This window comes from Streptomyces puniciscabiei (assembly GCF_006715785.1).
GTDB classification, from domain to species: domain Bacteria; phylum Actinomycetota; class Actinomycetes; order Streptomycetales; family Streptomycetaceae; genus Streptomyces; species Streptomyces puniciscabiei.
On sequence record NZ_VFNX01000002.1, the window covers coordinates 347,915 to 369,146 of the forward strand.

A 21,232-nucleotide genomic window follows, 5' to 3' on the forward strand; every position below is an offset into this window, starting at 1 on the left:
GGCGGCCATCGGACGGCCCCCGCGCGAAGGCGCACAATGAGTGCATGACTGGTCGCTGGCAGTTCTGGATCGACCGTGGTGGCACGTTCACCGATGTCGTGGCCGTGACCCCCGATTCCGAGGTGATCAGCCGCAAGCTGCTGTCGGAGCAGCCGGAGGCATACCGGGATGCGGCGGTCGCCGGGATCCGTCGGATGCTGGGCCTGGAGGCGGACGAGCCGATTCCGGGCCACCGGATCGAGGTGGTGAAGATGGGCACCACCGTCGCCACCAACGCGCTGCTGACACACACCGGCGAGCCGACCGTCCTGGTCGTCACCCGGGGCTTCAGGGACGCCCTGCGCATCGCCTACCAGAACCGGCCGCGCATCTTCGACCGGCGCATCCTGCTTCCGGAGGCCCTGTACGACCGGGTGATCGAGGTGGACGAACGGGTGGGCGCACACGGCGAACTCGTCCGCCCGCTCGACCTGGACGCCGTGCGCGAGGCGCTGACGGCGGCGTACGCGGACGGCTTCCGCAGCGCCGCGGTGGTCTTCCTGCACGGCTACCGCCATGCGGCGCACGAGGCCGCCGTCGCCGAGGCGGCCCGGGTCATCGGCTTCTCGCAGGTCAGCTGCTCGCACGAGGTCAGTCCGCTGATCAAGCTGGTACCGCGGGGCGACACGACCGTGGTCGACGCCTACCTCTCCCCCATCCTGCGCCGCTACGTGGACCAGGTGGCCTCCGAGCTGAACGGTGTGCGACTGATGTTCATGCAGTCCGGGGGCGGCCTGCGCGAGGCGGGCCGCTTCCGGGGCAAGGACGCCGTGCTGTCCGGCCCGGCGGGCGGCGTCGTGGGCATGGTGCGCGCCGCGACCGGCGCGGGTCATGTCCGGGCGATCGGCTTCGACATGGGCGGCACCTCGACCGACGTGTCCCACTACGCGGGAGAGATCGAACGGGTCCTGGGCACCCAGGTGGCCGGGGTGCGGATGCGGGCGCCGATGACCGACATCCACACCGTCGCCGCGGGCGGTGGCTCGATCCTGCACTTCGACGGGATGCGCTACCGGGTGGGCCCGGACTCGGCCGGCGCCGACCCCGGCCCGGTCTGCTACCGGCGCTGCGGGCCGCTGACCGTCACCGACGCCAACGTCATGGTCGGCCGCATCCAACCCGCATACTTCCCCCGGGTGTTCGGCAAGGACGGCGACCAGCCGCTGGATGCGGCAGCGGTGCGTGCCCGCTTCACCGAGCTCGCCGAGCAGACCGCCGCCGCGACCGGAAAGCGCCGCAGTCCGGAGGAGGTCGCGGCGGGATTCCTCGACATCGCCGTGCTCAACATCGCCAACGCGGTGAAGAGGATCTCGGTCCAGCGCGGCCGCGACATCACCCGCTACGCGCTGGTCGCCTTCGGCGGCGCGGGCGGCCAGCACGCCTGCGCGGTCGCCGACCGGCTCGGCATCGACACCGTCCTGGTCCCGCCGCTCGCCGGGGTGCTGTCCGCGTACGGCATCGGGGTGGCGGACGCCGTCGCGCTGCGTGAACGCTCGGTCGAGGCCGCCCTCGACCGGCCGGAGACGGCGGCCCGGGTCGAGGCCGTCCGGGTGGAACTGGAGGAGCAGGCACGCACCCAGCTGCGCGAGGACGGGGTGCCGGACCCCACCGTCCGTACGGCCGCCCGCGCCCTGCTGCGCTACGAGGGCACCGACTTCTCGCTGCCCGTGCCGCTGGGCCCGGCGGAGGAGATGCGGGCCCACTTCGCCCACGACCACCACGACCGCTACGGCTTCACCATGGACAAGCCGCTGGTCGTCGAGGCCATCGCTGTCGAGGCAACCGGTTCCTCCGGTCCGCGCACCGCCCCGGTGACGGCCCTGCCGCCGCGGACCGGCGCACTGCAACCGGCTGACACCGTACGGACGTTCACCGAGGACCGCTGGCAGCCCACGCGGTTGTACCGGCGCCAGGACCTGCGCCTCGGTGACGGCGTCGAGGGTCCGGCGATCATCGCCGAGGCGGATGCGACCACGGTCGTCGACCCCGGCTGGCGGGCCGCGGCCGACGAGCACGGCGACCTCGTCCTCACCCGCTCCCGTCCCCGCCCGTCCCGTACGGCGGTCGGCACCACCGTCGACCCGGTGCTGCTGGAAGTCTTCAACAACCTGTTCATGTCCATCGCCGAACAGATGGGGGTGCGGCTGGAGAGCACCGCGCACTCGGTCAACATCAAGGAACGCCTCGACTTCTCCTGCGCGCTGTTCGACCCCGACGGCAACCTCATCGCCAACGCACCCCACATCCCCGTGCATCTGGGCTCGATGGGCGAGTCCATCAAGGAGGTCCTGCGCCGCAACCAGGGTTCGATCCGGCCCGGCGACGTCTACGCCATCAACGACCCGTACCACGGCGGCACCCACCTGCCCGACATCACCGTCGTCACCCCGGTCTTCGACGATGCGGGCGAGCGGCTTCTCTTCCTGGTCGCCTCGCGCGGCCACCACGCCGAGATCGGCGGCATCAGCCCCGGATCCATGCCCGCGTTCAGCACGACCATCGACGAGGAGGGCGTGCTCTTCGACAACTGGCTGCTGATGCGTGACGGACACTTCCGCGAGGACGAGACCCGCCATCTGCTCACCAGCGCCCGTCATCCCTCACGAGACCCGGGCACCAACCTCGCCGACCTGCGCGCGCAGATCGCCGCCAACGAGAAGGGCATCCACGAACTGCGCCGTGTCATCGACCAGTTCGGCCTCGACGTCGTCCACGCCTACATGCGCCACGTCCAGGACAACGCCGAGGAATGCGTACGCCGCATCGTCGCCACCCTGGACGACGGCGAGCACCGCTACGAGACCGACAACGGCGCCGTCATCCAGGTCGCCCTGCGCATCGACCGCGAAGCACGCAGCGCCGTACTGGACTTCACCGGCACCTCCCCCCAGCAGCCCGGCAACCTGAACGCACCCACCTCCGTCGTGATGGCAGCCGTGCTGTACGTCTTCCGTACCCTCGTCGCCGATGACATCCCGCTCAACAGCGGCTGTCTGAAGCCCCTCGACGTGCGCGTCCCCGCCGGCTCCATGCTCTCCCCCGCCTATCCGGCCGCCACCGTCGCCGGAAACGTCGAGACCTCCCAGGCCGTCACCGGCGCCCTGTACGCCGTCCTGGGCGCCCAGGCCGAGGGCTCCGGCACGATGAACAACGTCTCCTTCGGCAACGATCGCCTCCAGTACTACGAGACCGTCGCCTCCGGCGCCGGCGCGGGTGAGGGCTTCGACGGCGCGGACGCCGTGCAGACCCACATGACCAACTCCCGCCTGACGGATCCCGAGATCCTGGAGTGGCGCTACCCGGTGCGGGTGGAGGAGTTCCGCATCCGTGAGGGGAGCGGCGGCCACGGCCGCTGGCAGGGCGGGTGCGGAGTGGAGCGCCGGATCCGGTTCGCCGAGCCGATGACGGTCGCGGTCGTCTCCGGTCACCGCCGCGTCCCGCCGTACGGCATGGCCGGCGGCGAACCCGGCGCCCTCGGCGAGAACCTGATCGAACGCGCCGACGGCCGCATCGACGGGCTGAGGGGCTGCGACACCGCGACCGTGACGGACGGCGACGTCCTGGTCGTCCGCACCCCCGGCGGGGGCGGATACGGAGCCGCCGACGCCCCTCCGCCCGGAGGAGTTTCCGGTCGTCATAGCCGGTGACGGACCATGGAGGGGAGGGAGCTGGAGTCGAAAGGGCAGCCCGTCGGCGGTGATGGCGATGCGGGGTTCGATCTTGCTCGGTACTGTCCGTGGGATGGCGGTGCGGGCGCACTGGAGTGTTCCGCTGATCATGCTGCTCTTCGCGTACGGCCTGGCCACCCGCACGCTCCCCGGGTACGCGCCGGGCCAGGCACCGATGGTGTACGCGGTCGGCGGAGTCGTCGGCGCCGCGCTGCTGCTGATGAGCCTGGTGGTGCACGAGATGGCCCATGCGCTGGTGGCCCGCAGGGCCGGGCTCTCCGTGCGGGACGTGACGCTGTGGGCGCTCGGCGGACTGACCCGGATGGACCGGCCCACGACGGCACGGGCCGCGTTCACCGTCGCGGTCAGCGGACCGCTCGCCAGCCTCTTCCTCGGCGGTCTCGGACTGGGCGCGGCCTACGGGGTACGAGCCGCACTGGGCTGGCGGATCGCGGTTGCCGTGCTGGGCTGGCTGGGTGGCACGAATCTGCTGCTGGGCGTCTTCAATCTGCTGCCGGCCGCGCCTCTGGACGGCGGCCGGCTGCTGCTGGCCGTGCTGTGGTGGCGCACCGGGGACCGCGATCGAGCCCAGCGGGCGGCGGGGCGTGCGGGACAGGTCCTGGGCACGGCGCTGGGCGTGTTGGGCTGGCTGGCGTTTTTGAGGGGGACGACCGGCGGGCTGTGGCTGATGGTCGTCGGCATGTTCGTGGCGGCCGCCGCCGCGGCCGAGCGGCGGTGGGCCGAGCTGGTCACGGCCCTGCGCGGGGTTCGGGTGAGCCAGGCCATGACCACTCCGGTGGTCACCGGTCCCGACTGGCTGACCGTGGACCGCTTCCTGTCCGAGGTGGCCGCGCAGGCGCACCACTCGATGCTGCCGCTGGTGGACTTCGGCGGCCGTCCCAGTGGTGTCGTCCGGCTGAGCCTGCTGACCGCCCTGCCGGCCGACCGGCAGGAGTCACTGCGGGTACGGGATCTCGCGGCGCCTCTGTCCCGGTGCACGCTCGCCGCACCCGAGGAGCCGCTGAACTCCGTCCTGGAGCGCCTCGCCAGCGGGGGCGGACTGCCCATCCTCGTCATGGACGACGGCCGGCTCTGCGGGATCGTCACCGCCCACGACATCGACCGCTCCCGCCGGCGCCCCGGACATGCGCCACTCGCGCGTTCCCCTGGGACGCCGCTCCAGGCGCTCCGGGGTCTCCGCGGCCCCCGCGGCCCCCGCGCAGGCCCGCGCCAGTCCCGGCGCCCGCGCGACGCGGGTGAACCGGAGCACCTGGTGTGACCTGCGGGGATCCCGCTGCGGTGGTGGGGGAATCATGTTCACGCGCACAATGTTTCCCATGTAGGGCAAATGGGGGTTACCCGAAGAAGGTGAACGGCCACGGCTATTCCTTTCGGACCCCATCTGTCGGTGCCGGGGATGTCACCGGTACGCGGCGTGGGTATCGAGGCCAGCAGGGCCGCGGGGCGGCTGGTGCGGCTCCCGCTCGACATCGCCGCGGGAGGCGTGGGGCAGCTCGCCGGATACTTCGTTCATGCCGTGTCCGACCGGGGCACGAACGGAGCCGAACCGCCGACGCCCGAGGGGGACATCCCTGTGCTGCTGGTCCATGGGCTCGGCGACGGAGAATCGATCGTCGCTCCGCTGCGCCGCGGGCTGGACGGCCTCAGTGCGGGGCCTTTCGTCACGGTGAGCTACCACGCCTTCAGTCCGGACATCCGCGCCGCCGCCCGGGTCCTGGGCGAGCAGGTGGAGCTGGCGAGCGCCCGCAGCCCGGGGCGGAACGCCGTCGTGATCGGGTACAGCCTCGGCGGGCTGGTCGCCCGCTACTACGTGCAGGCGCTGGGCGGAGACGCGCATGTGCCGCTGGTGATCACGCTGGCGACACCGCACGGCGGAACGGCGGCGGCCCTGCTGGCACCGCCGCATCCGCTCCTGCGCCAGCTGCGCCCCGGCAGCAGGCTGCTGGCCGAGCTCGCCGAGCCGGCCGCGGGGTGCCGTACCCGGTTCGTGGCCTTCTACAGCGACTTCGACGAGGTCGTGATCCCGGCTTCCCGGGGCCGCATCGACCATCCCGACCTCGAGGCCCGCAATGTGCTCGTGCCCGGCGTCGGCCATCTGACGCTGCCGCTGCACCAGCCGGTCATCGACCAGGTGCGCTCACTGCTGACCGCGGCGGGGCAGGCCTCTACCGCCGCACGCCCCCCGCGCAGCCGCGCGCCGAGGAGAAACGGGCAGTCCCGGGGCACGGCGGACGTTCCCGTGACAGGCGGCCCGAAACGGAGGACGCTGAAAGGGCGCCGGTAGGAACGTCAGCACGCGCGCGGACGGACAGCATGACCTCCTCGCCCAGCCCCGAGAGCGGCACGACGGTACGCCCCTTTTGCCCCGAGGACGAACCGGGGGTGCGGGAACTCATCGACGCCGACCGGCTTCCCGGGCAGCCGCTCTGCACCTCCGAGAGGCTGGCCGCGCACTGGTGCGGGCCCGTTCCGCTGGTCGGCGGGGCGGTGGTACCGGCCAAGCCCCGGATCAGCGTGCTCACCGATGCGCGGGACCACCTCTGCGGGACCGTCGCGTACCTGTCCTGGTCGGATGTGCGGACCGGTCTCATCTGCTGGATCCACGCGCACGAGGACCGATCCGCCCTGCGCGCCCTGATCTGCCACGCTCTCGCCGCTCTGGCGCCCTGCCCGCGGATCGAGGCGTTCGTGTGTGCTCCGCCCGGTGCCCTGGAGCCGGGCGGCCTGCCCCGCACGCGTCGCGGCGCCACGCACGACGCCTTGGTGCAGACCGGTTTCACCGGCCGCTGCCAGGGCTGCTACATGCACCTCGTGCTTTCCGCCGAACCGCCGCCGGGCAAACTGTCCGCCGACGTCTTCCCGTGCGACTTTCCCCCGGGCCACCGAGTGGTCATCCGCGAGGGCACCGAACCCGTCGCCGAGGCAGTGGTCAGCACGGGGCCCGACCGGACCGCGACGCTCTACTGGCTCGAGACCATGCCCGGCCGCCGGCACCGCGGCCTGGGCCGCAGACTGCTCGGTCAGGCCCTGGCCCTGCTGGCCGAGCAGGGCGCCACCGAGGTGGCGCTCGTCCTGGACGACGCCCAGCGGCCCACCTCCGAGGTGCAGGCCGCCGCCCGGCTCTTCCGCTCCTTCGGCTTCGCCGTCGTCGACGAGCTGTGGACCTACCAGCACCGACGCTCCGGGCCACCGTGACCTGACGCGTGAGCCCGGGACCGGACGGGTCCCGGCCGGCACCGACCCGGTTCAGGCGTGTACTCGTTCGGCGGCCGCGAGGATCGTGGAACGGGCCTGGTGGCGACGCTCGTACTCCAGCACCCGGCGGGTGAGGCCCTCTCCGGCGTCGGCGAGGCGCTTGCGGATGTCGCCCGCGTTCATGCCGTCGTAGCCGGGCCAGGGCTCGGGCCCGAGCAGATCCGCGATCCTGCCCAGGACCGCGGGACGGGCGGCGTGGGAACGCTCGTACGCGCCGACCGTGGCGAGTTCCGTCTGCGACAGCTGCGGGAGCCGGTCGAGGATCATCCTGGCGCTGAGCCTGCGGTAGTCGGGGATCGGCAGCGCGTCCTCGGCGATGAGAGCCCCGTCCGGCACGCCCTGGAGCCGGTCCACGCCGGGCATGCGCACGGCGGTCTCCCGCAGCCAGGTGCTCCAGTCGCGGACCGTCTGGGTGGCGCCGCCGACGCCCACACCCTCGGAGGCCACCGCCGCTTCGGCGGCCATCACCGCCGCCTCGGCCTGCTGCTCCAGGCACCCGGCGAGTTCCTCCAGCGTCTCCTCGCCCTCACGGCGGATGGAGCTCAGCAATTCCTCGGTGGCGGGATCCTCCGCCTCCTGGGCGATACGCTCGGCGGCCCGGCAGATGGCCACCGCGAAGGCAGTGGCCGCATACTCCTCCTCGACGTTCTTCAGCAGCCGCTGCTCCGTCGCCTTGCCCTGCTGGCTCCGCAACAGGGCGCCGGGCGCGAACATCGCCGCGTCCAAGGGGAGCCGGACCGCCTGCCTGGTGATGTCCCAGGCATTGCCGAGAACGTTCTGCATCAACCGACGTGGCTTCAACGCCGCCAGACGTTCGTCGATCACGTACACGTGCCCCCGGGCGTCGCCGACACGGCGCTCCAGGATCTCCCGGTACTCCCCGGAGGGCGTCACTGCGAGGTCGGCTTTGAATCGGTCGGCCAGCGCGGCTTGGGACTCACGGACCTCGCGCAGCGCAGGAACGAGCATGTCTGTGGCTACGGCCATCACGTTTCCTTCGGCTAGGGGCGATGCTCGTACGACATCGGGCCAGAACGGCCCCGCCCCCCTCGTCCCCTACCGTGCCCCGAAACGGCCTCCCCCGCATCTTCCCGACGGCCACTCGGGCGGAGACGGACGGAAAGGGGTTTCCCCCGGCGGGTCGAGGGCAGGCGAGGTGCAGGACCTCGATTCAGGTTGGACACTGGAGTCGCAGTGGTGGTCGGCGGCGTAGGGAACCAGGGCGCGATGGCCATGAAGGACGGCATGACACATTCCTCCGACGCGACGGATGTCGTCTTCACCCATTCCGTGTTCGGCGCTCCGTGCTGGGTGAGTCTCACCAGCCGTGACCTCGACGCCACCCAGGACTTCTACGGTGCCGTGCTCGGCTGGCAGTGCCGCAAGGCCAGACTGGGCGAGCATTTCCGCACCGCCCTGGCGGACGGAGTGCCCGTCGCGGGGATCGCAGCGGTGGCCACCATGTGGCAGATGGCCGTGGCCTGGACGCCGTACTTCGCCGTGACGAACGCGGACGACACCGTGGCCCGCACCCAGGAGCGATGCGGCACCCTGGCGGTCGGGCCCATCTCGTTCCCTCCCGGAAGAGCGGCCCTGCTCGCCGACCGTGACGGCGCCACCTTCGGCATCTGGCAGGGGAAGCTCGTCACCGAGTGGGAGGCGTGGCGGCGGGTCGCCCCGACCTTCATCACCCTTCACACCCGCGACGCCTTCGACGCCGCCATCTTCTACGGCCAGATCCTCGACTGGGCCTCGGACCTCCCCGGCTGCTGCGAGGTCGAGTACGCGGGCGACGAAGTGCTGCTGCGCAGCCAGGGCGACATCGTGGCCCGCATCGAGTCGGGCTCGGTGGAGGCGCCACCGGACCCCTCGGTCCGACCGCACTGGCAGGTGCACTTCGCCGTGGCCGACGTGGGACCCTGCGCCAGGGCCGCGGAGAAGCACGGCGGCAGCGTCCTGCAGGAGAGCGAGCACGAGGCCGTGCTGCGGGACCCCGACGGTGCCAAGTTCACGGTGACCGCGCGTCGGCGGCGCTGACATCCGCGAACCGTCAGTGCACCGATCCGATCAGCAACCGGATGACGTCGTCGGGCGTCCGACGGTGGATCTCCTGGTGGTCGGGCACGCCCCAGGGGGTCGCGTGGTCAGTGCGCCAGGTCCGCCAGCTCGCGCCGGGCGGCGACGCGGAACTCCGCATCGTTGCGAATGATCTCGGTACGGCTGCCCGAGCGCACGATGCGGCCTTCCTCGTCGGCGAGCACCTGTACACGCCGGAGCTGCGCAGGTGTGAAGGCGGCGGAGCCGAGGGCGGCGAGGGTCGGGCCCCTGGGCGGGTTCGGGGGATCATGCGAGAGTAGGCCCATGGCGGCACCAGAAAGCGTGGTCGTGGTGGTCGAGGAGGTCGAGGAACTCGCGCTGGACGGGCTGCGGTGGCTGACCGCGGCCGCGCGGGAGACCGCCGGTGGAGGCCTGTCCTGGACGACGAGGCCCTCGGGCGACGAACTCAGCCCGATGCTCTACAGCGGCACGGCCGGGATCATCCCGGTGCTCCTGGAGGCGTGGCGGCACTTCGGCGACGACTCCTGCGCCGACACCGCCCTGCGCGCGACCCGCGCCCTGGCGGGCTCCGTCGACGGAATCGACGACGACTCCCTCTACTTCGGCCGCACCGGAACGGCCCTCGTTCTGCGCGCCGTTCACGACGAACTCGGTGACCCGGCCGCCGGTGCGGCCGCGGATCGTGCGCTGGAACTCGTGCGGTCACGCTTCGACGGAACGCGCTGGGGCGAGCTGTTCGAGCTGATGGGCGGCAACGCGGGCATCGGCCTCGGTGCGTTCCTGGCAGGTGACGCCGAGTTGGCGGTACTCGCCCTGGAGCCGTATCTGCGGACGGCGGAGCAGACCTCGGCGGGCGTGCAGTGGGCCCTGCGCACGGGCGTCGACTCCCGTCTGCACCACCTCTCGCACGGCACGCTCGGCATCGTCCTGGCGCTGGCCCGGGTCGGCCGGGGCACCGGCCGTGCGGACCTGGTCGAGCTGGCGCTGGCCGGTGCCGCGGACGTCGTGGCGCGTGACGAAGCGGGACCGGAGGGCTTCCTGGTGCGGCACTCCACCCCGCAGCACCGCCCCGACGTGACCGAGCCGATCAGCTACGGCTGGTGCCACGGCCCGGCCGGCGACGCCCAGGTCTTCCGGCTGCTGCGGGACATCACGGCCGACCCGGTCTGGCCCGTCCTCGCGGACCGCTGCTGGCACACGATTACCCACTCCGGTCTGCCCCGTCGGCTGCGCCCCGGCTTCTGGGACAACAACGGCCGCTGCTGCGGCACGGCGGGCGTTCTCGCCCTGGCCTGCGACCGGATCGCCGAGCAGCACGACGGGTACGATTTCGCGCACGTCCTCGTCGCGGATCTCGCCGCCCGCGCGATCCGGGACGGCGACGGCGCCCGCTGGTCCAACTTCGACTACCGGGCCACCCCCGGCGACCTCGAACCGTGCACCGGCTGGGCGATGGGCAACGCGGGCATCGTCCGCGAGCTGCTGCGCTTCGTACGGCTGAGCCGCGGTGGCGATCCCCGGTACGCGTTCGCCTGGCCGGACCAGCCTGCGGTCCCCGCTCCGGCCACGATCCGCGCCTCCGTCACCGGCGCCACACCGTGATGTCCGGGGCCGCGGCGGGGCCCCGTACGCCGTTAGCGGCCATGGCGTCACTTCGGCACCGGCCCATGGCCCACGGTGCCGTCACTGCTTGGCGCCGAAGTCCTGCGTCCACCACGGGCCGCCCGTGCCGTTGTGCACGCCCACGCCGATGTCCTTGAACGAGCAGTTGAGGATGTTCGCCCTGTGACCGGGGCTGTGCATCCAGGAGTCCATGACCGCTGCGGCGGTCTGCTGGCCCTGGGCGATGTTCTCGCCATACGTGGACCAGAGATAGCCGGCGGCCGTGATGCGCTGCCCGGGGTCGGCACCGTCCGGGTTGGTGTGGTCGAAGAAGTGGCGAGCGGCCATGTCGTCGGAGTGTCCCTGGGCCGCCTTCTGCAGCTGCGCGTCCTCGGTGAGGGGACCGCAACCGGCGCCTGCCCGCTCCTTGTTCACCAGTGCAACCACCTGACCGACGACGTCGGTCGGTGCCGGCCCGGACGACGCCGTGCTCGCCGGGGTCGCGGCCGGTCGGACGGGCGGCCGGCTGCTGGGTGCGCTCTGCCTGCCGCGGGTCACCGTCTTCGTCGGTCGTGGCCTCTTCGGCTTCGACGGTGCCGGCGAGGGCGAGGCCGACGCCGACACACCGCCGGCACCGGGTGTGGCGCGGTCCGGGACGGGCGCGGCCGCTGTTCGCTCCGCGCTCGCGGTGTCGCGGCCGGTTCCGGAGTCCGTACGGATGTACCACAGACCACCACCGACGACGCAGGCGGCGACGACGGCCCCGCCGACGGCCCGGCGCCGCATGCGCCGACGCCGACGGGACTGGCGGCGCGAGCCGGACCCGCCCCGTGTGCCGCGTCGTGCGGTGCCCGGGGCCGGTCCGGTGCCGCCCCCGATGACGCCGGGCGGTGTGGCAGCGCCTGCCGGTACGGCGCTCGCGGCAAAGGCAGACATCCTGTCCAGCAGCGCGGGCGACGCTGCCACCAGCGCCAGACCGGCCAGCAGTCCTTCCGCGGGCATCAGACCGCTCCACAGTCCGCTGCAGCGGGTACAGCCGCGCGCGTGCCGGGCTATTCGCTTACGCCACAGGGCCGAGGGCCTGCCGTCCCAGGAGGCCAGCACGATGCGGAGTTCCTCGCAGCGCGGCCGTGCGTCGAGCGCTCGTACGACCACGCGGGCCGCCTCCAGCTGCGCCTTCATCCGCTGCACTCGGACCGCTGTGTGCTGGGGCGAGAGATCCAGAGCCGCGGCCACCTCCGCCCGGTTCAGCTCGCCTGCGCACTCGAGCCACCACAGTGACAGCAGTCCCCGGTCATCGGGCTCCAGCCAGCGCGTCGCCCGCGCTGTCTCCTGGCGCTGGCCGGCGAGCTGGAGCTGGACCACCGTCAGGTCGACGAAGTCCGCGCCCGGGTCGGCCAGATCCTCGGCTTCCTCCATCGTGCCCAGGGCGGAGCGCCGGTTCTGCCAGTGGGCCCGGACCTGGTTCATCGCGATCGCGACGAGCCAGGAGCGAAAGCGCTCAGGGGTACGCAGTTCGCCCAGCCCGTCCAGGGCACGCAGCATCGTTTCCTGTACGACGTCGTCGACATCGACCGAGCCGTTCAGCGCCCGGCCCACAATGTTGTAGACCAGCGGGAGGTAGGCGTTGACCAGCGCGTCCTGAGCCTGCGTGTCGCCCTCTCGGGCGGCCGTGACCAGTATCGCCGTCTCCGCCGCGTCCTGCGTACTCATATGAATGCTTCCTGTCATCGAGGCCGAACGATTGTGTCCGATACCTGGGAGATCGCTCGACGCGCCCCGGATAACAGTTCTTGGGCAGTGAGATCCAGGTCTCTCCTGCGGCTACGCCACGCTCCTCCAGAAGTCGCGCATCAGCGGGGTCGGTGTCGGGTTCGTCATCGCCACCTGCGTCAGGAGGATCGCCACCGTGCCCATGGACGGGACGACGTGGGCCGTCGTACCCGTGCCGCCCACCCAGCCGTAGCGTCCGGGGACGTTCCAGGGGTCGGCCGGGGTGACGTCGACCTGGCCGCCGTAGCCCCAGCCCTGTCCCTCCAGGAACAGCGGGACGCGGGCGCGCTGTTCGGCCGTGAGGTGGTTGGTGGTCATGCGGCTGACGGAGGCGGGGGTGAGGAGGTGGTGGCCGTTGCCCTCTCCGCCGTTCAGCAGCATGCGGGCGAAGGCCAGCCAGTCGTCGGCCGTGGAGACGAGGCCCCCGCCGCCCGAGTGGAAGCGCGGCAGGCGGCTCCACTGGCCGTCGGGAGTGTCCGTCAGTGCCAGGGATCCGTCCGGGGCCGGGGTGTAGGAGGAGGTGAAGCGGTGCCGCTTCGCCTCGGGGACCTCGAAGCCCGTGTCCTTCATGCCCAGCGGCTCGAAGATCCGTTCCGCGAGGAAGTCGGGGAACGTGCGGCCCGACGCCCGGGCGACCAGGATGCCCTGGAGGTCGGAGGAGGTGCCGTACAGCCAGGCTTCTCCGGGCTGGTGCAGCATCGGCACCTGCGTGAGCAGGCCCAGCCAGGTGTCCGCGTCCGGCCAGTCCTGCAGGACCCGGCCGTCCTTCTGCACGGTGAACAGGGCCTGCACCGCCGGGAGGGAGAAGTCGGCGGGGAAACCCCAGCCGGTGCGGGAGCTGAGCAGGTCCTCCACCGTGATCGGGCGGGCCGCCGGGACGACGTCCGCGACCGGGGCGTCAGGGGTGCGCACCACGCTCGGCTTCGCCAGCTCCGGCAGCCACTCCTCGACCGGAGCGTCCAGGCGCAGTCGCCCTTCCTCCACCAGCATCAGGACGGCCGCCGCTGTGATGGGCTTGGTGATCGACGCGATACGGAAGATCGTGTCCCGTGCCATCGGGGCGGTGCCGTCGGTGTCCACCGAGCCGGTGGTCACCACCTCGACGGCGTCGCCGCGGGCGACGAGGCCGACGGCGCCCGGGACCCTCCCGTCGTCGACGTACCGGTGCAGGATGTCGTGCAGAGCGTTCATCGGTGGCCTTCCGGTCGGCGGGTCTGTCCAGCGAGTACGACTGCCGGGGCGGCGCGAAGTCATCGGCCCGCTGCTTCTCCTCGGATCATCCGGCCCGGACCTGGCCGGCGATCGCGGCGGCTTGCCCGGGTGTGCCGGCGGTGCGCCGGCAGGCCGGGAATGCGCTGCCTGCCGCGCGGGACGTTCGACCGGTCGTGCCGGGCACCGTCAGGTGCCGTCGTCCCGCGCCGCGGCGGACCCGTTGCCGGGCGCCGACGCGAGGCCGACGAACAACGGCATCCGGTGCAGCGGCGGGGGTTCGCCCGGCAGGCCGAGCCGCTGCCAGGCCAACCGGACCGACACCTTCAGCACCCGCCGGGCCCGCACTATGAGCAGGACGGCGAGGGGCAGCTCCACCAGTGCGGCCGAGGCGGCACTCACCCACACATCCGCTCGCCCCCAGTCCAAGGAGACGTCGAACCAGGCATCGCAGATCAGGAGGGTGGCCGCCACGTACGACAGCGGGACCATGGCCTGCCGTCTCAGCCACACCGCCAGTCCCGCAGCGACCAATGACACCAGCAGCATCACATCGAAGCCCACCCACACCATGGGCCAGTAGCGGGCCTCGAATCGATCCGGCAAGGACACCGCCAGGTAGACGGTCCAGGGCACGAGCAAGAGCACGCACATGCCGAGCTGCCGCAGGACCCGTCGGTGGCGGCGGCGCATCGCGGCACCGTCCGGTGAGAAGACGTTGGCCGCTATACCGGCGCGGGAATCGGGGTCCCTCTGCTCGCTCATCCTCGCCCGTTCCTTCCGGCAGCTGATGGCCCGGCGAACCGCCGTTGTCGGCGCACTGCTCCCATGGTCGCATCCGCGCGAAGATACATGTACACGCCAGGAACATTCTCCTGCTGTGGGTGCCGTCGATGCCGATGAATTCGACGGCGAGGCGGGGTCTACACCTGAGCACCGCAAGCCGCGCCCACGAAAGTGAGGAACCATGACCGCCCACGCACTACCGCGCGTCGTCGACGCCGAGACCTGGCAACGAGAGCTCGAGGCCCTGCGCGTCCGGGAGAAGGCCGCAACCCGAGAACTGGACGCGATCGCCGCCCAGCGGCGCCGGCTGCCCATGGTCCGGATGCCCGAGTACACCCTTGAGGGGGAGAAGGGACCGATCCGGCTGGCGGACATCTTCGAGGGCAGGAGGCAGCTGATCGTCTACAACCACATGTGGTTCCCCGGCAAGCAGTGGCAGTGCCCGGGCTGCACCGGCTTCACGTCGCAGTTCACCCGACTGGAGTTCCTGGACGCGTATGACGCCCGCTTCGTCATCGTCACCCAGGGGCCGATCGACGAAGCACTCGCCTACAAGCGGCGAGTCGGAAACCGAATGACCTGGTACTCCACGGCGAACAGCCCGTTCGGCGGCGACGTCGGCGCACCGCCCGGCGGGGGATTCGCCGTCAACGTCTTCCTGCGTGACGGCGACACCGTCTACAGGACCTGGCACACCAACGGTCGTGGCACCGAACAGCTCAGTCACACCTTCGCGCTGATCGACCTGTTGCCGTACGGGCGACAGGAGGAATGGCAGGACTCGCCCGAAGGCTGGCCGCAGGATCCGACCTACAGCCGGTGGAGCTCCTCCGAAGACATCGCGGCCCTCTACGGACCGGGACAGCACGCTTAGGAGCTGACGACTCGCTCCCCCTGCTGGGCGGCCCCGGTCCCGGTGGCATCAGGACGCGGGGCGGCGGATCGAGTCGAGTGTCCGGAGATCTTCCTCCGTCAGTCGGAGCGCGCCCGCTGCCACATTGTCGACGAGGTGCTCCGGATTGCCCGTCCCGGGGATGGCCAGCACATGAGGGCCTTGCTGCAGAATCCATGCCAGGCGGACCTGCGCGGCCGAGACGCCGTGCGCGCGGGCCACGGAGCGGACCTGTTCGTGCTCGGCCCGGGCGGTTCCCGCCTCACGTCCCGCCCCGGCGATGGAGAAGAAGGGCACGAACGCGATGCCCTGCGCCGCGCACACCCGGAGCATCTCGTCACCGCCGGGCGTATCGACGCTGTAGCGGTTCTGGACGCAGACCACCGGTGCGATCTCCTGAGCCTCGGCCAGGTGCTCCGGTCGCGCGCCGGAGATGCCGAGGTGCCGGACGAGTCCGGCATCGCGCAGCTCGGCAAGAGCCCCGAAGTGCTCACTGATGGAGTCCTGGCCCATGAGACGCAGGTTGACCAAGTCGAGGTGATCGCGGCCGAGTTGACGAAGGTTCTCCTCGACCTGGCCGCGCAGCTGGTCCGGTCGCGCCGGTGTGACCCACTCACCGCCGGCGTCCCTCGCCGGGCCGGCCTTGGCGACGATGACGAGATCGTCCGGGTACGGTGCCAGCGCCGAGTTGATGAGTTCGTTGGCGGAGCGCAGCCGGGAGAAGTAGAACGCCGCGGTGTCGATGTGGTTGACGCCGAGTTCGACTGCCCGGCGCAGCACGTCGATCGACTGGCTGCGCTCGCGGGAGGTGCCCTGGTCGAACGCGGCACTGCCGCACAAGCGCATGGCGCCGAAACCGATCCGGTTGACCTCGAGATCACCGAGTGTCCATGTGCCGGCGGCCGCGGCGGAGACCGTGTGCGACGTCATCGTTCCCACCAACTCCATTCGGTCGGTCATCGCGCGTCAACGGTTCAGGACGCGAAGGACCAGGAGTATGCGCAGGTGACGAGCATGACGTGAAGTCACGGAGAGGGAGGGGAATGTCACCGCGCGACCGGGAATCCTGACACCACATCGTGAGTTGTTATTGGTGACGTCATTCGCTGAATGAGCCTTCCTCCTCCAGGGGCCCCGGCCCGATTCCGGCGGGCCGGGGCTCCAGATCATGTTGCCGGCGCCGGACTAGTCCCAGTCGCCGCCCCCGTGGTGCCGGACCACGCGGAAGCTCGCCACCACCCCGTGCTTGACATGGATGCCATCGGTGGGGCACGGGCGCACGCCTTCCGAGGAGCTGTGGGGCCCCACGGTGGCGATGGGGGCGCCGTTGTCGCAGACCGCCCCGCGGAAGACCTCGACGGTCTTGCGGGTCTCGTTGCGAATGTTGAAGCTCTTGGCGCCCAGGCCGCTGACCACGGTGATGCAGTCGCCCGGGTGGGCGGAGTAGGACCGCTCGTTGATCAGGATCCGGCCCCAGTCACCCTCGCGGCCCTCGCGGCCCTCCCGGCCCTCGTTGCCCTTGCCCTGCCCGCTGTCGCCGCCGAGGGGGGCGGCGGCCACGGCGGCCGGGGCCGACTGGAGCGTCGGGGCCGGGGCTGCCGACGCATAGGTGATGCCGGTCGCGGCCAGGGCTGCGGCGGCCGCGAGACCAGCGGTGACCACGGTGGAACGGGGGACCTTCATGTCGTTTCTCCTGTCTGCTGTCTCAGAGATACCGGCCCGTCAGCCGGTCGTGATCAAAAGTACCTACAGCAGACATACCGGTCATATTGAATGACTACCGGAAGGCGCCAATCGGGGTATTTCCGGCGTGTCGCGCCGCCTCCTCGGAGGCGCCCAGGGACATCAAATACCGCGAAAGCAAGGCGGATTGATGCGACATTAGCCCTTTTGAATGATCTTCTGATGCCCGCTCACCTCGCGCACCGCGGCGTGTCGCCGCACCGGGCGAGGTTGAGACGTGTTAATGGGCGCCGGTCCGAGTGCGGCCAGACCTCACATCGACCCGGTTGACGCAACCATTCGGTTGCTATAGTGTCGCAACCAGATGGTTGCTATAGACCTGGAGGCAGTGATGGCGTTCCCTGATCGGATCGAGCGGACCATCGAGATCGCTCACCCGCCGGCCAAGGTGTGGGCGGCGCTCACGACGGCCGAGGGACTGAGCGCCTGGTTCGGCGACGAGGCCGCGATCGATCTACGCCCGGGCGGCTCGGCCTGGATGAAATGGGAGGGCGGCCACTCCGCCGACATGCGGGTGGAACGGGTGGAGGAACCGACGGTGTTCGGCTTCACCTGGCGCATGGCCGAACTGCCCGAGGACGATCCGCGCCGCACCTATGTGGAGTTCACGCTGGAACCGGTCGGCACCGGCACCCGGCTGACCGTGGTCGAGACCGGCTTCGCCCAGCTCCCGGACGAGGTCTACGGCAAGGAGTACGACGGCCACACCGAGGGCTGGACGCGCGAACTGGGCGAACTGGTCGACTACCTCGATGCCGCAGCCTGACATCGAGGCGATCGCCGAGCAGGTCTTCACCGCTCTGGCCGACCCGAGCCGGCGCGCCATCCTCGCCGCGCTGGCTTCAGGGGGGCCGGCCACCGCGACGGACCTGGCCGGCCGGCTGCCGATCACACGGCAGGCGATCGCCAAACACCTGGCCCTGCTGACCGACGCCGGCCTGGTGACGACCGAACCGGGCGAGCGACGCCGGGTGCGATACCGGCTGCGATCGGCGCCGATGCAGGTGGCGCAGCAGTTCCTGGCCGCGCTGGCACGCGACTGGGACAGCCCGCTCGGCGCACTGAAAGATCACCTCGATGAGCAGGCGCGCGGATCCGCGTGACGAGATCGCCGCCCGGCCGACTCCAGAGGGAGAACCGACGGTGAACGTGGCATTCCGGCGCCCGACCGCGCCGGCGACCGCACTGGGAGTGACCCTCGGGCTCGCCGCGGCGTGCTGGGTGGCCGCGATCCGGCTGATGCGGGGCATGGACATGGGGATCGCGACCAGACCCGGGCCGTTCGGGTTCTTCGCCGCGACGTGGATGACGATGATGGCGGCGATGATGCTGCCGGGCGCGGCCCCTGCGATCGCCAGGCACGTCCGCCTGGCCGGTGGGCCGCGGGACGCGCCGCGGTTCGCCGGGGCCTACCTCGCCGTCTGGGCACTCGCGGGCGTCGTGGCGTACGCGCTGGACCGGCCGCACGGGTCGCAGGTCGCCGCCGCAGTGGTGATCACCGCGGGTGTCTACGAGCTCACGCCGGTCAAGCGGTACTTCCGACGGCGCTGTAGCGAGGCTGCCGGGTCCGGGCTGAGGTTCGGACTGTACTGCGCCGGGTCGAGCATCTGGCTGATGGCGATGCTCGTGGCGCTGGGCGTGATGAGCGTGTGGTGGATGTCGCTGGTCGCCGTTCTCGCCTCCGCGCAGAAGCTGCTGCCCGCGCGGCGCGCGATCGATGTTCCGCCGGCGCTGGCGATCGTCGGGCTCGGACTCGTGATCGTCGTCGCGCCCTCACTGGTTCCGGGGCTCACGCCGCACACGATGTAGCGACGAGAGGCGGGACAAGGCAGGAAGAGGCAGGAAGAGGAGACAGGCGATGACCGGTCACAAGACGGGGACACGCGAGGAGTGGCTTGCCGCGAGGCTGGAGCTGCTCGAGGCGGAGAAGGAGCTCACGCGGCGCGGCGACGAACTGGCCCGGCGACGGCGGGAGCTGCCCTGGGTCCGGGTGGACAAGGACTACCGCTTCGAGACCGACGAGGGAACGGCGTCGCTCGCCGACCTGTTCAGGGGACGGTCCCAACTGCTCGTGTACCACTTCATGTTCGGGCCCGACTACACCGCCGGATGCCCGTCCTGTTCGGCGATCGCCGACGGTTTCAACGGGTCCGTCGTCCATCTCGCCCACCACGACGTCATGTTCTGGGCGGTGTCCCGAGCGCCACTGGCCAAGCTCCAGGCGTACCGGCAGCGGATGGGCTGGACGTTCCCGTGGGCGTCCTCCTACGGCAGTGACTTCAACTTCGACTTCGGGGTGGCGCACACCAGGGAGGAGTGGGAAGCGGGACTCGTCGCCTACAACTTCGGTGAGGAGGACCTGCGGCCGGCGACGGCCGACGAGAAGCGTTCCCACGACGCCTTCAGCCGGTCGATCGTCGGCACGGACTGGGAGACGTACCGGCGAGAGGGACCCGGTGTGAGCGCGTTCGCGCTGCAGGACGGCGCCGTCCACCACACCTACTCGGCCTACGCGCGCGGGCTGGACGCCCTCTGGGGCATGTACCAGTGGCTCGACCGCGCGCCTCTCGGCCGCAACGAGACCGGCTTCTGGTGGCGCCGCCACGACGAGTATGACCACCGGTGAGCGCGTCGAATCACCGTTGACCGCTCGACCGCAATACCGAGCGCCATCGGCGCAGCGGCGCCGGCGTCCCTCGACTCCGCCGCACCGCCCGCGGTCTCGGCAGGTACCGCCATGACCACCGAGTTCCCGTACACGCAACCGCTGCCGGCACCGACCTCGTCCACTCCCACACCGCCCCCGCGGGCGAACCCCGGCTCACTGCCCCGGCCCGGCACGTACGCGGCCACCGCCGGCCGTCGCATCGCCGAACTCACCCATTGCATCGGCCCGTTGGCCACGCTGCGCCGACGTGCCGATGTCCAGGAGGCCACACCGGCCGTCGCCGCGCGCCCCGAGGACTGCGTCCTCAGCCTCGTCCTGGGCGGGGACGCGCTCGGCGGCGAGCTGCCCACCTTCAGCGGTACCGCGATCGAACCGGTGGCGGGCGGCACCCGGCTGCGTGTCCCCGGGGGCCTCGGCACCGGCGACACCTCGCTGGAGCCCCGTCCCACCACGCGCCTGCTGCGCGTCGTCGAACACGGTGACGACCGGCCCCTCGTCGTCGGCACCGCCCGCGTCCCCTGCGGTCCGCTGCGCCGCACGACGGGCTTCGCCCTGTCCCGCACACGTCCCGCACGCCACCTCGGCCTGCTCCTCGCCGTCGACCCGCTGCTCCTCCTCGCCGGGGTCGTCGCCGGAATCGCCGTGCTCTGCCTGCCCCCGGTCGGATCCCGCTCAGCCGGCGCCGACACCCGCGACACCGGCACACCCTCGTCCGGCTGACCTCCACACCCGGGCCCGCACCGCGGGTCAGTGCGCGGCCCGGCCCCCCAACAGGCCGGTGACCTGGGCGCGTACGACGTCCCACGCGGCGGTCGGCAGATCGCCGAAGCCCGTCGCGCCCAGCGCGTGCAGGGTCTCCTCGGTGTCGGTGGCGCACGGGGCGCTGCCGCTGAGCACGTCGTAGCCGTCGCGTACGGCGACCCGCAGCCGCTCGCCGGCGTCGTCGGCGTGCACCGCCGAGGCGACGACGAGGGGTGGCGGTCCACCTGCCTCGCCGGCCAGTTTCCGGTACGCGCAGGCGATCGGTGCACGCCAGCGCAGGCTGAGCAGCACGGGGCGCTTGGCCACCAGCTCGGCCAGGTCCGTCTCCTGGACGCCATCGGATTCCAGCACCGTCGCCCGGGCGTCCAGGACGATCGCCGCGGGCAGCAGACAGCGCAGTGTGCTGCCGACGAGGTTGCCGCCGACCGTCGCCGTCCGCCGCACGGCCCCGGTGCCCACTTGCGCGGCGGCCAGGCGCAGCACGTCCGGCACCCGCTCGTCGATCCGGTGCAGGACCACAGCGCCTCCCACGGTGTCCCGCCCCAGCACGTTGGCCTCGGGCAAGTCCCGTAGCGACACGGCGATTTCGGGGAAGCCGTCCCGCTGCCATGTGGCCCACAGGAGCGTGGCCCCTCCGATCGGCACGGCGCCCTCGGCCAGATACTCCTGCGCTTCGGACACCGACGTGGGGAGACGCAACAACACAGCGACCGGCCTGCCTTCCTCGGGAGTCGACCGACGGCGGTGAGTCGTGCT

General features: G+C 71.5%; 19 protein-coding genes. 12 read left to right on the plus strand and 7 right to left on the minus strand.

The genetic code is table 11. The annotated features are described in order from the left end of the window. Positions 1–44: 44 nt before the first annotated feature. From FB563_RS32470 to FB563_RS32485, 4 genes are all read left to right on the plus strand, one after another. Positions 45–3,686 (plus strand): hydantoinase B/oxoprolinase family protein, encoded by a 3,642-nt coding sequence (locus FB563_RS32470; protein ID WP_055703744.1) that lies wholly within the window; start codon positions 45–47, stop codon positions 3,684–3,686. Positions 3,687–3,744: 58 nt separating this feature from the next. Further along, positions 3,745–4,986, plus strand: a complete 1,242-nt coding sequence (locus tag FB563_RS32475) for a site-2 protease family protein (protein ID WP_079048499.1) — start codon at positions 3,745–3,747, stop codon at positions 4,984–4,986. A gap of 138 nt (positions 4,987–5,124) precedes the next feature. Continuing rightward, the gene (locus FB563_RS32480) at positions 5,125–6,012 is read left to right on the plus strand and encodes an alpha/beta hydrolase (protein ID WP_159045429.1); all 888 of its coding nucleotides are present in this window, start codon (positions 5,125–5,127) and stop codon (positions 6,010–6,012) included. A gap of 29 nt (positions 6,013–6,041) precedes the next feature. Then, positions 6,042–6,923 carry a GNAT family N-acetyltransferase gene (locus FB563_RS32485; RefSeq protein WP_079048496.1) on the plus strand — a complete coding sequence of 294 codons (882 nt, stop codon included), beginning with the start codon at positions 6,042–6,044 and terminating at the stop codon, positions 6,921–6,923. 51 nt (positions 6,924–6,974) lie between these two features. Here FB563_RS32485 and FB563_RS32490 read toward each other — a convergent pair whose 3' ends face one another. Beyond that, positions 6,975–7,970: a hypothetical protein gene (locus FB563_RS32490; protein ID WP_142219128.1), complete on the minus strand. Its 996-nt coding sequence runs from the start codon at positions 7,968–7,970 to the stop codon at positions 6,975–6,977. Between the two features lie 258 nt (positions 7,971–8,228). Between FB563_RS32490 and FB563_RS32495 the strand changes: the two genes are divergently transcribed. Beyond that, a complete protein-coding gene (locus tag FB563_RS32495) occupies positions 8,229–9,020 on the plus strand; it encodes a VOC family protein (RefSeq protein ID WP_244329062.1) in 792 nt (263 codons plus the stop codon). A gap of 324 nt (positions 9,021–9,344) precedes the next feature. After that, on the plus strand, positions 9,345–10,643 hold the full coding sequence (locus tag FB563_RS32500) for a lanthionine synthetase LanC family protein (protein WP_055703813.1): 1,299 nt from the start codon (positions 9,345–9,347) through the stop codon (positions 10,641–10,643). A gap of 81 nt (positions 10,644–10,724) precedes the next feature. Here FB563_RS32500 and FB563_RS32505 read toward each other — a convergent pair whose 3' ends face one another. The 3 genes from FB563_RS32505 to FB563_RS32515 all read right to left on the minus strand — a co-directional run bounded on the left by FB563_RS32505 (position 10,725) and on the right by FB563_RS32515 (position 14,390). Beyond that, on the minus strand, positions 10,725–12,356 hold the full coding sequence (locus tag FB563_RS32505; protein ID WP_055703814.1) for a sigma-70 family RNA polymerase sigma factor: 1,632 nt from the start codon (positions 12,354–12,356) through the stop codon (positions 10,725–10,727). Positions 12,357–12,467: 111 nt separating this feature from the next. Then, complete coding sequence (locus FB563_RS32510; RefSeq protein WP_055703815.1) at positions 12,468–13,607, minus strand: serine hydrolase domain-containing protein; 1,140 nt, start codon at positions 13,605–13,607, stop codon at positions 12,468–12,470. A 207-nt stretch (positions 13,608–13,814) separates the two neighbouring features. Beyond that, positions 13,815–14,390, minus strand: a complete 576-nt coding sequence (locus FB563_RS32515) for a hypothetical protein (RefSeq protein ID WP_055703816.1) — start codon at positions 14,388–14,390, stop codon at positions 13,815–13,817. A gap of 202 nt (positions 14,391–14,592) precedes the next feature. On the opposite strand from FB563_RS32515, the gene FB563_RS32520 reads away from it, so the two are divergent. Continuing rightward, positions 14,593–15,285 carry a DUF899 domain-containing protein gene (locus tag FB563_RS32520; RefSeq protein WP_055703817.1) on the plus strand — a complete coding sequence of 231 codons (693 nt, stop codon included), beginning with the start codon at positions 14,593–14,595 and terminating at the stop codon, positions 15,283–15,285. 48 nt (positions 15,286–15,333) lie between these two features. Here FB563_RS32520 and FB563_RS32525 read toward each other — a convergent pair whose 3' ends face one another. Together FB563_RS32525 and FB563_RS32530 are read right to left on the minus strand one after the other, a co-directional pair. Continuing rightward, positions 15,334–16,233, minus strand: a complete 900-nt coding sequence (locus tag FB563_RS32525) for an oxidoreductase (RefSeq protein ID WP_055703818.1) — start codon at positions 16,231–16,233, stop codon at positions 15,334–15,336. A 255-nt stretch (positions 16,234–16,488) separates the two neighbouring features. Next, on the minus strand, positions 16,489–16,986 hold the full coding sequence (locus FB563_RS32530) for a hypothetical protein (RefSeq protein ID WP_055703819.1): 498 nt from the start codon (positions 16,984–16,986) through the stop codon (positions 16,489–16,491). Positions 16,987–17,377: 391 nt separating this feature from the next. Here FB563_RS32530 and FB563_RS32535 point away from each other — a divergent pair, with 391 nt between their 5' ends. From FB563_RS32535 to FB563_RS32555, 5 genes are all read left to right on the plus strand, one after another. After that, on the plus strand, positions 17,378–17,812 hold the full coding sequence (locus FB563_RS32535) for an SRPBCC domain-containing protein (protein WP_055703820.1): 435 nt from the start codon (positions 17,378–17,380) through the stop codon (positions 17,810–17,812). Beyond that, positions 17,799–18,149, plus strand: coding sequence for an ArsR/SmtB family transcription factor (locus FB563_RS32540; protein ID WP_055703821.1), 351 nt, complete (start codon positions 17,799–17,801; stop codon positions 18,147–18,149). Before FB563_RS32535 ends, FB563_RS32540 begins: the two co-directional genes overlap by 14 nt. A 40-nt stretch (positions 18,150–18,189) precedes the next feature. Next, a complete protein-coding gene (locus tag FB563_RS32545; protein ID WP_159045433.1) occupies positions 18,190–18,855 on the plus strand; it encodes a copper chaperone in 666 nt (221 codons plus the stop codon). 49 nt (positions 18,856–18,904) lie between these two features. Beyond that, positions 18,905–19,672: a DUF899 domain-containing protein gene (locus FB563_RS32550; protein ID WP_055703823.1), complete on the plus strand. Its 768-nt coding sequence runs from the start codon at positions 18,905–18,907 to the stop codon at positions 19,670–19,672. Positions 19,673–19,783: 111 nt separating this feature from the next. Then, positions 19,784–20,434, plus strand: coding sequence for a hypothetical protein (locus FB563_RS32555; RefSeq protein ID WP_055703824.1), 651 nt, complete (start codon positions 19,784–19,786; stop codon positions 20,432–20,434). A 27-nt stretch (positions 20,435–20,461) separates the two neighbouring features. Here the strand turns inward: FB563_RS32555 and FB563_RS32560 are convergent, their stop codons facing one another. Then, positions 20,462–21,181 carry an FAD binding domain-containing protein gene (locus tag FB563_RS32560; RefSeq protein ID WP_055703825.1) on the minus strand — a complete coding sequence of 240 codons (720 nt, stop codon included), beginning with the start codon at positions 21,179–21,181 and terminating at the stop codon, positions 20,462–20,464. Positions 21,182–21,232: the final 51 nt, after the last annotated feature.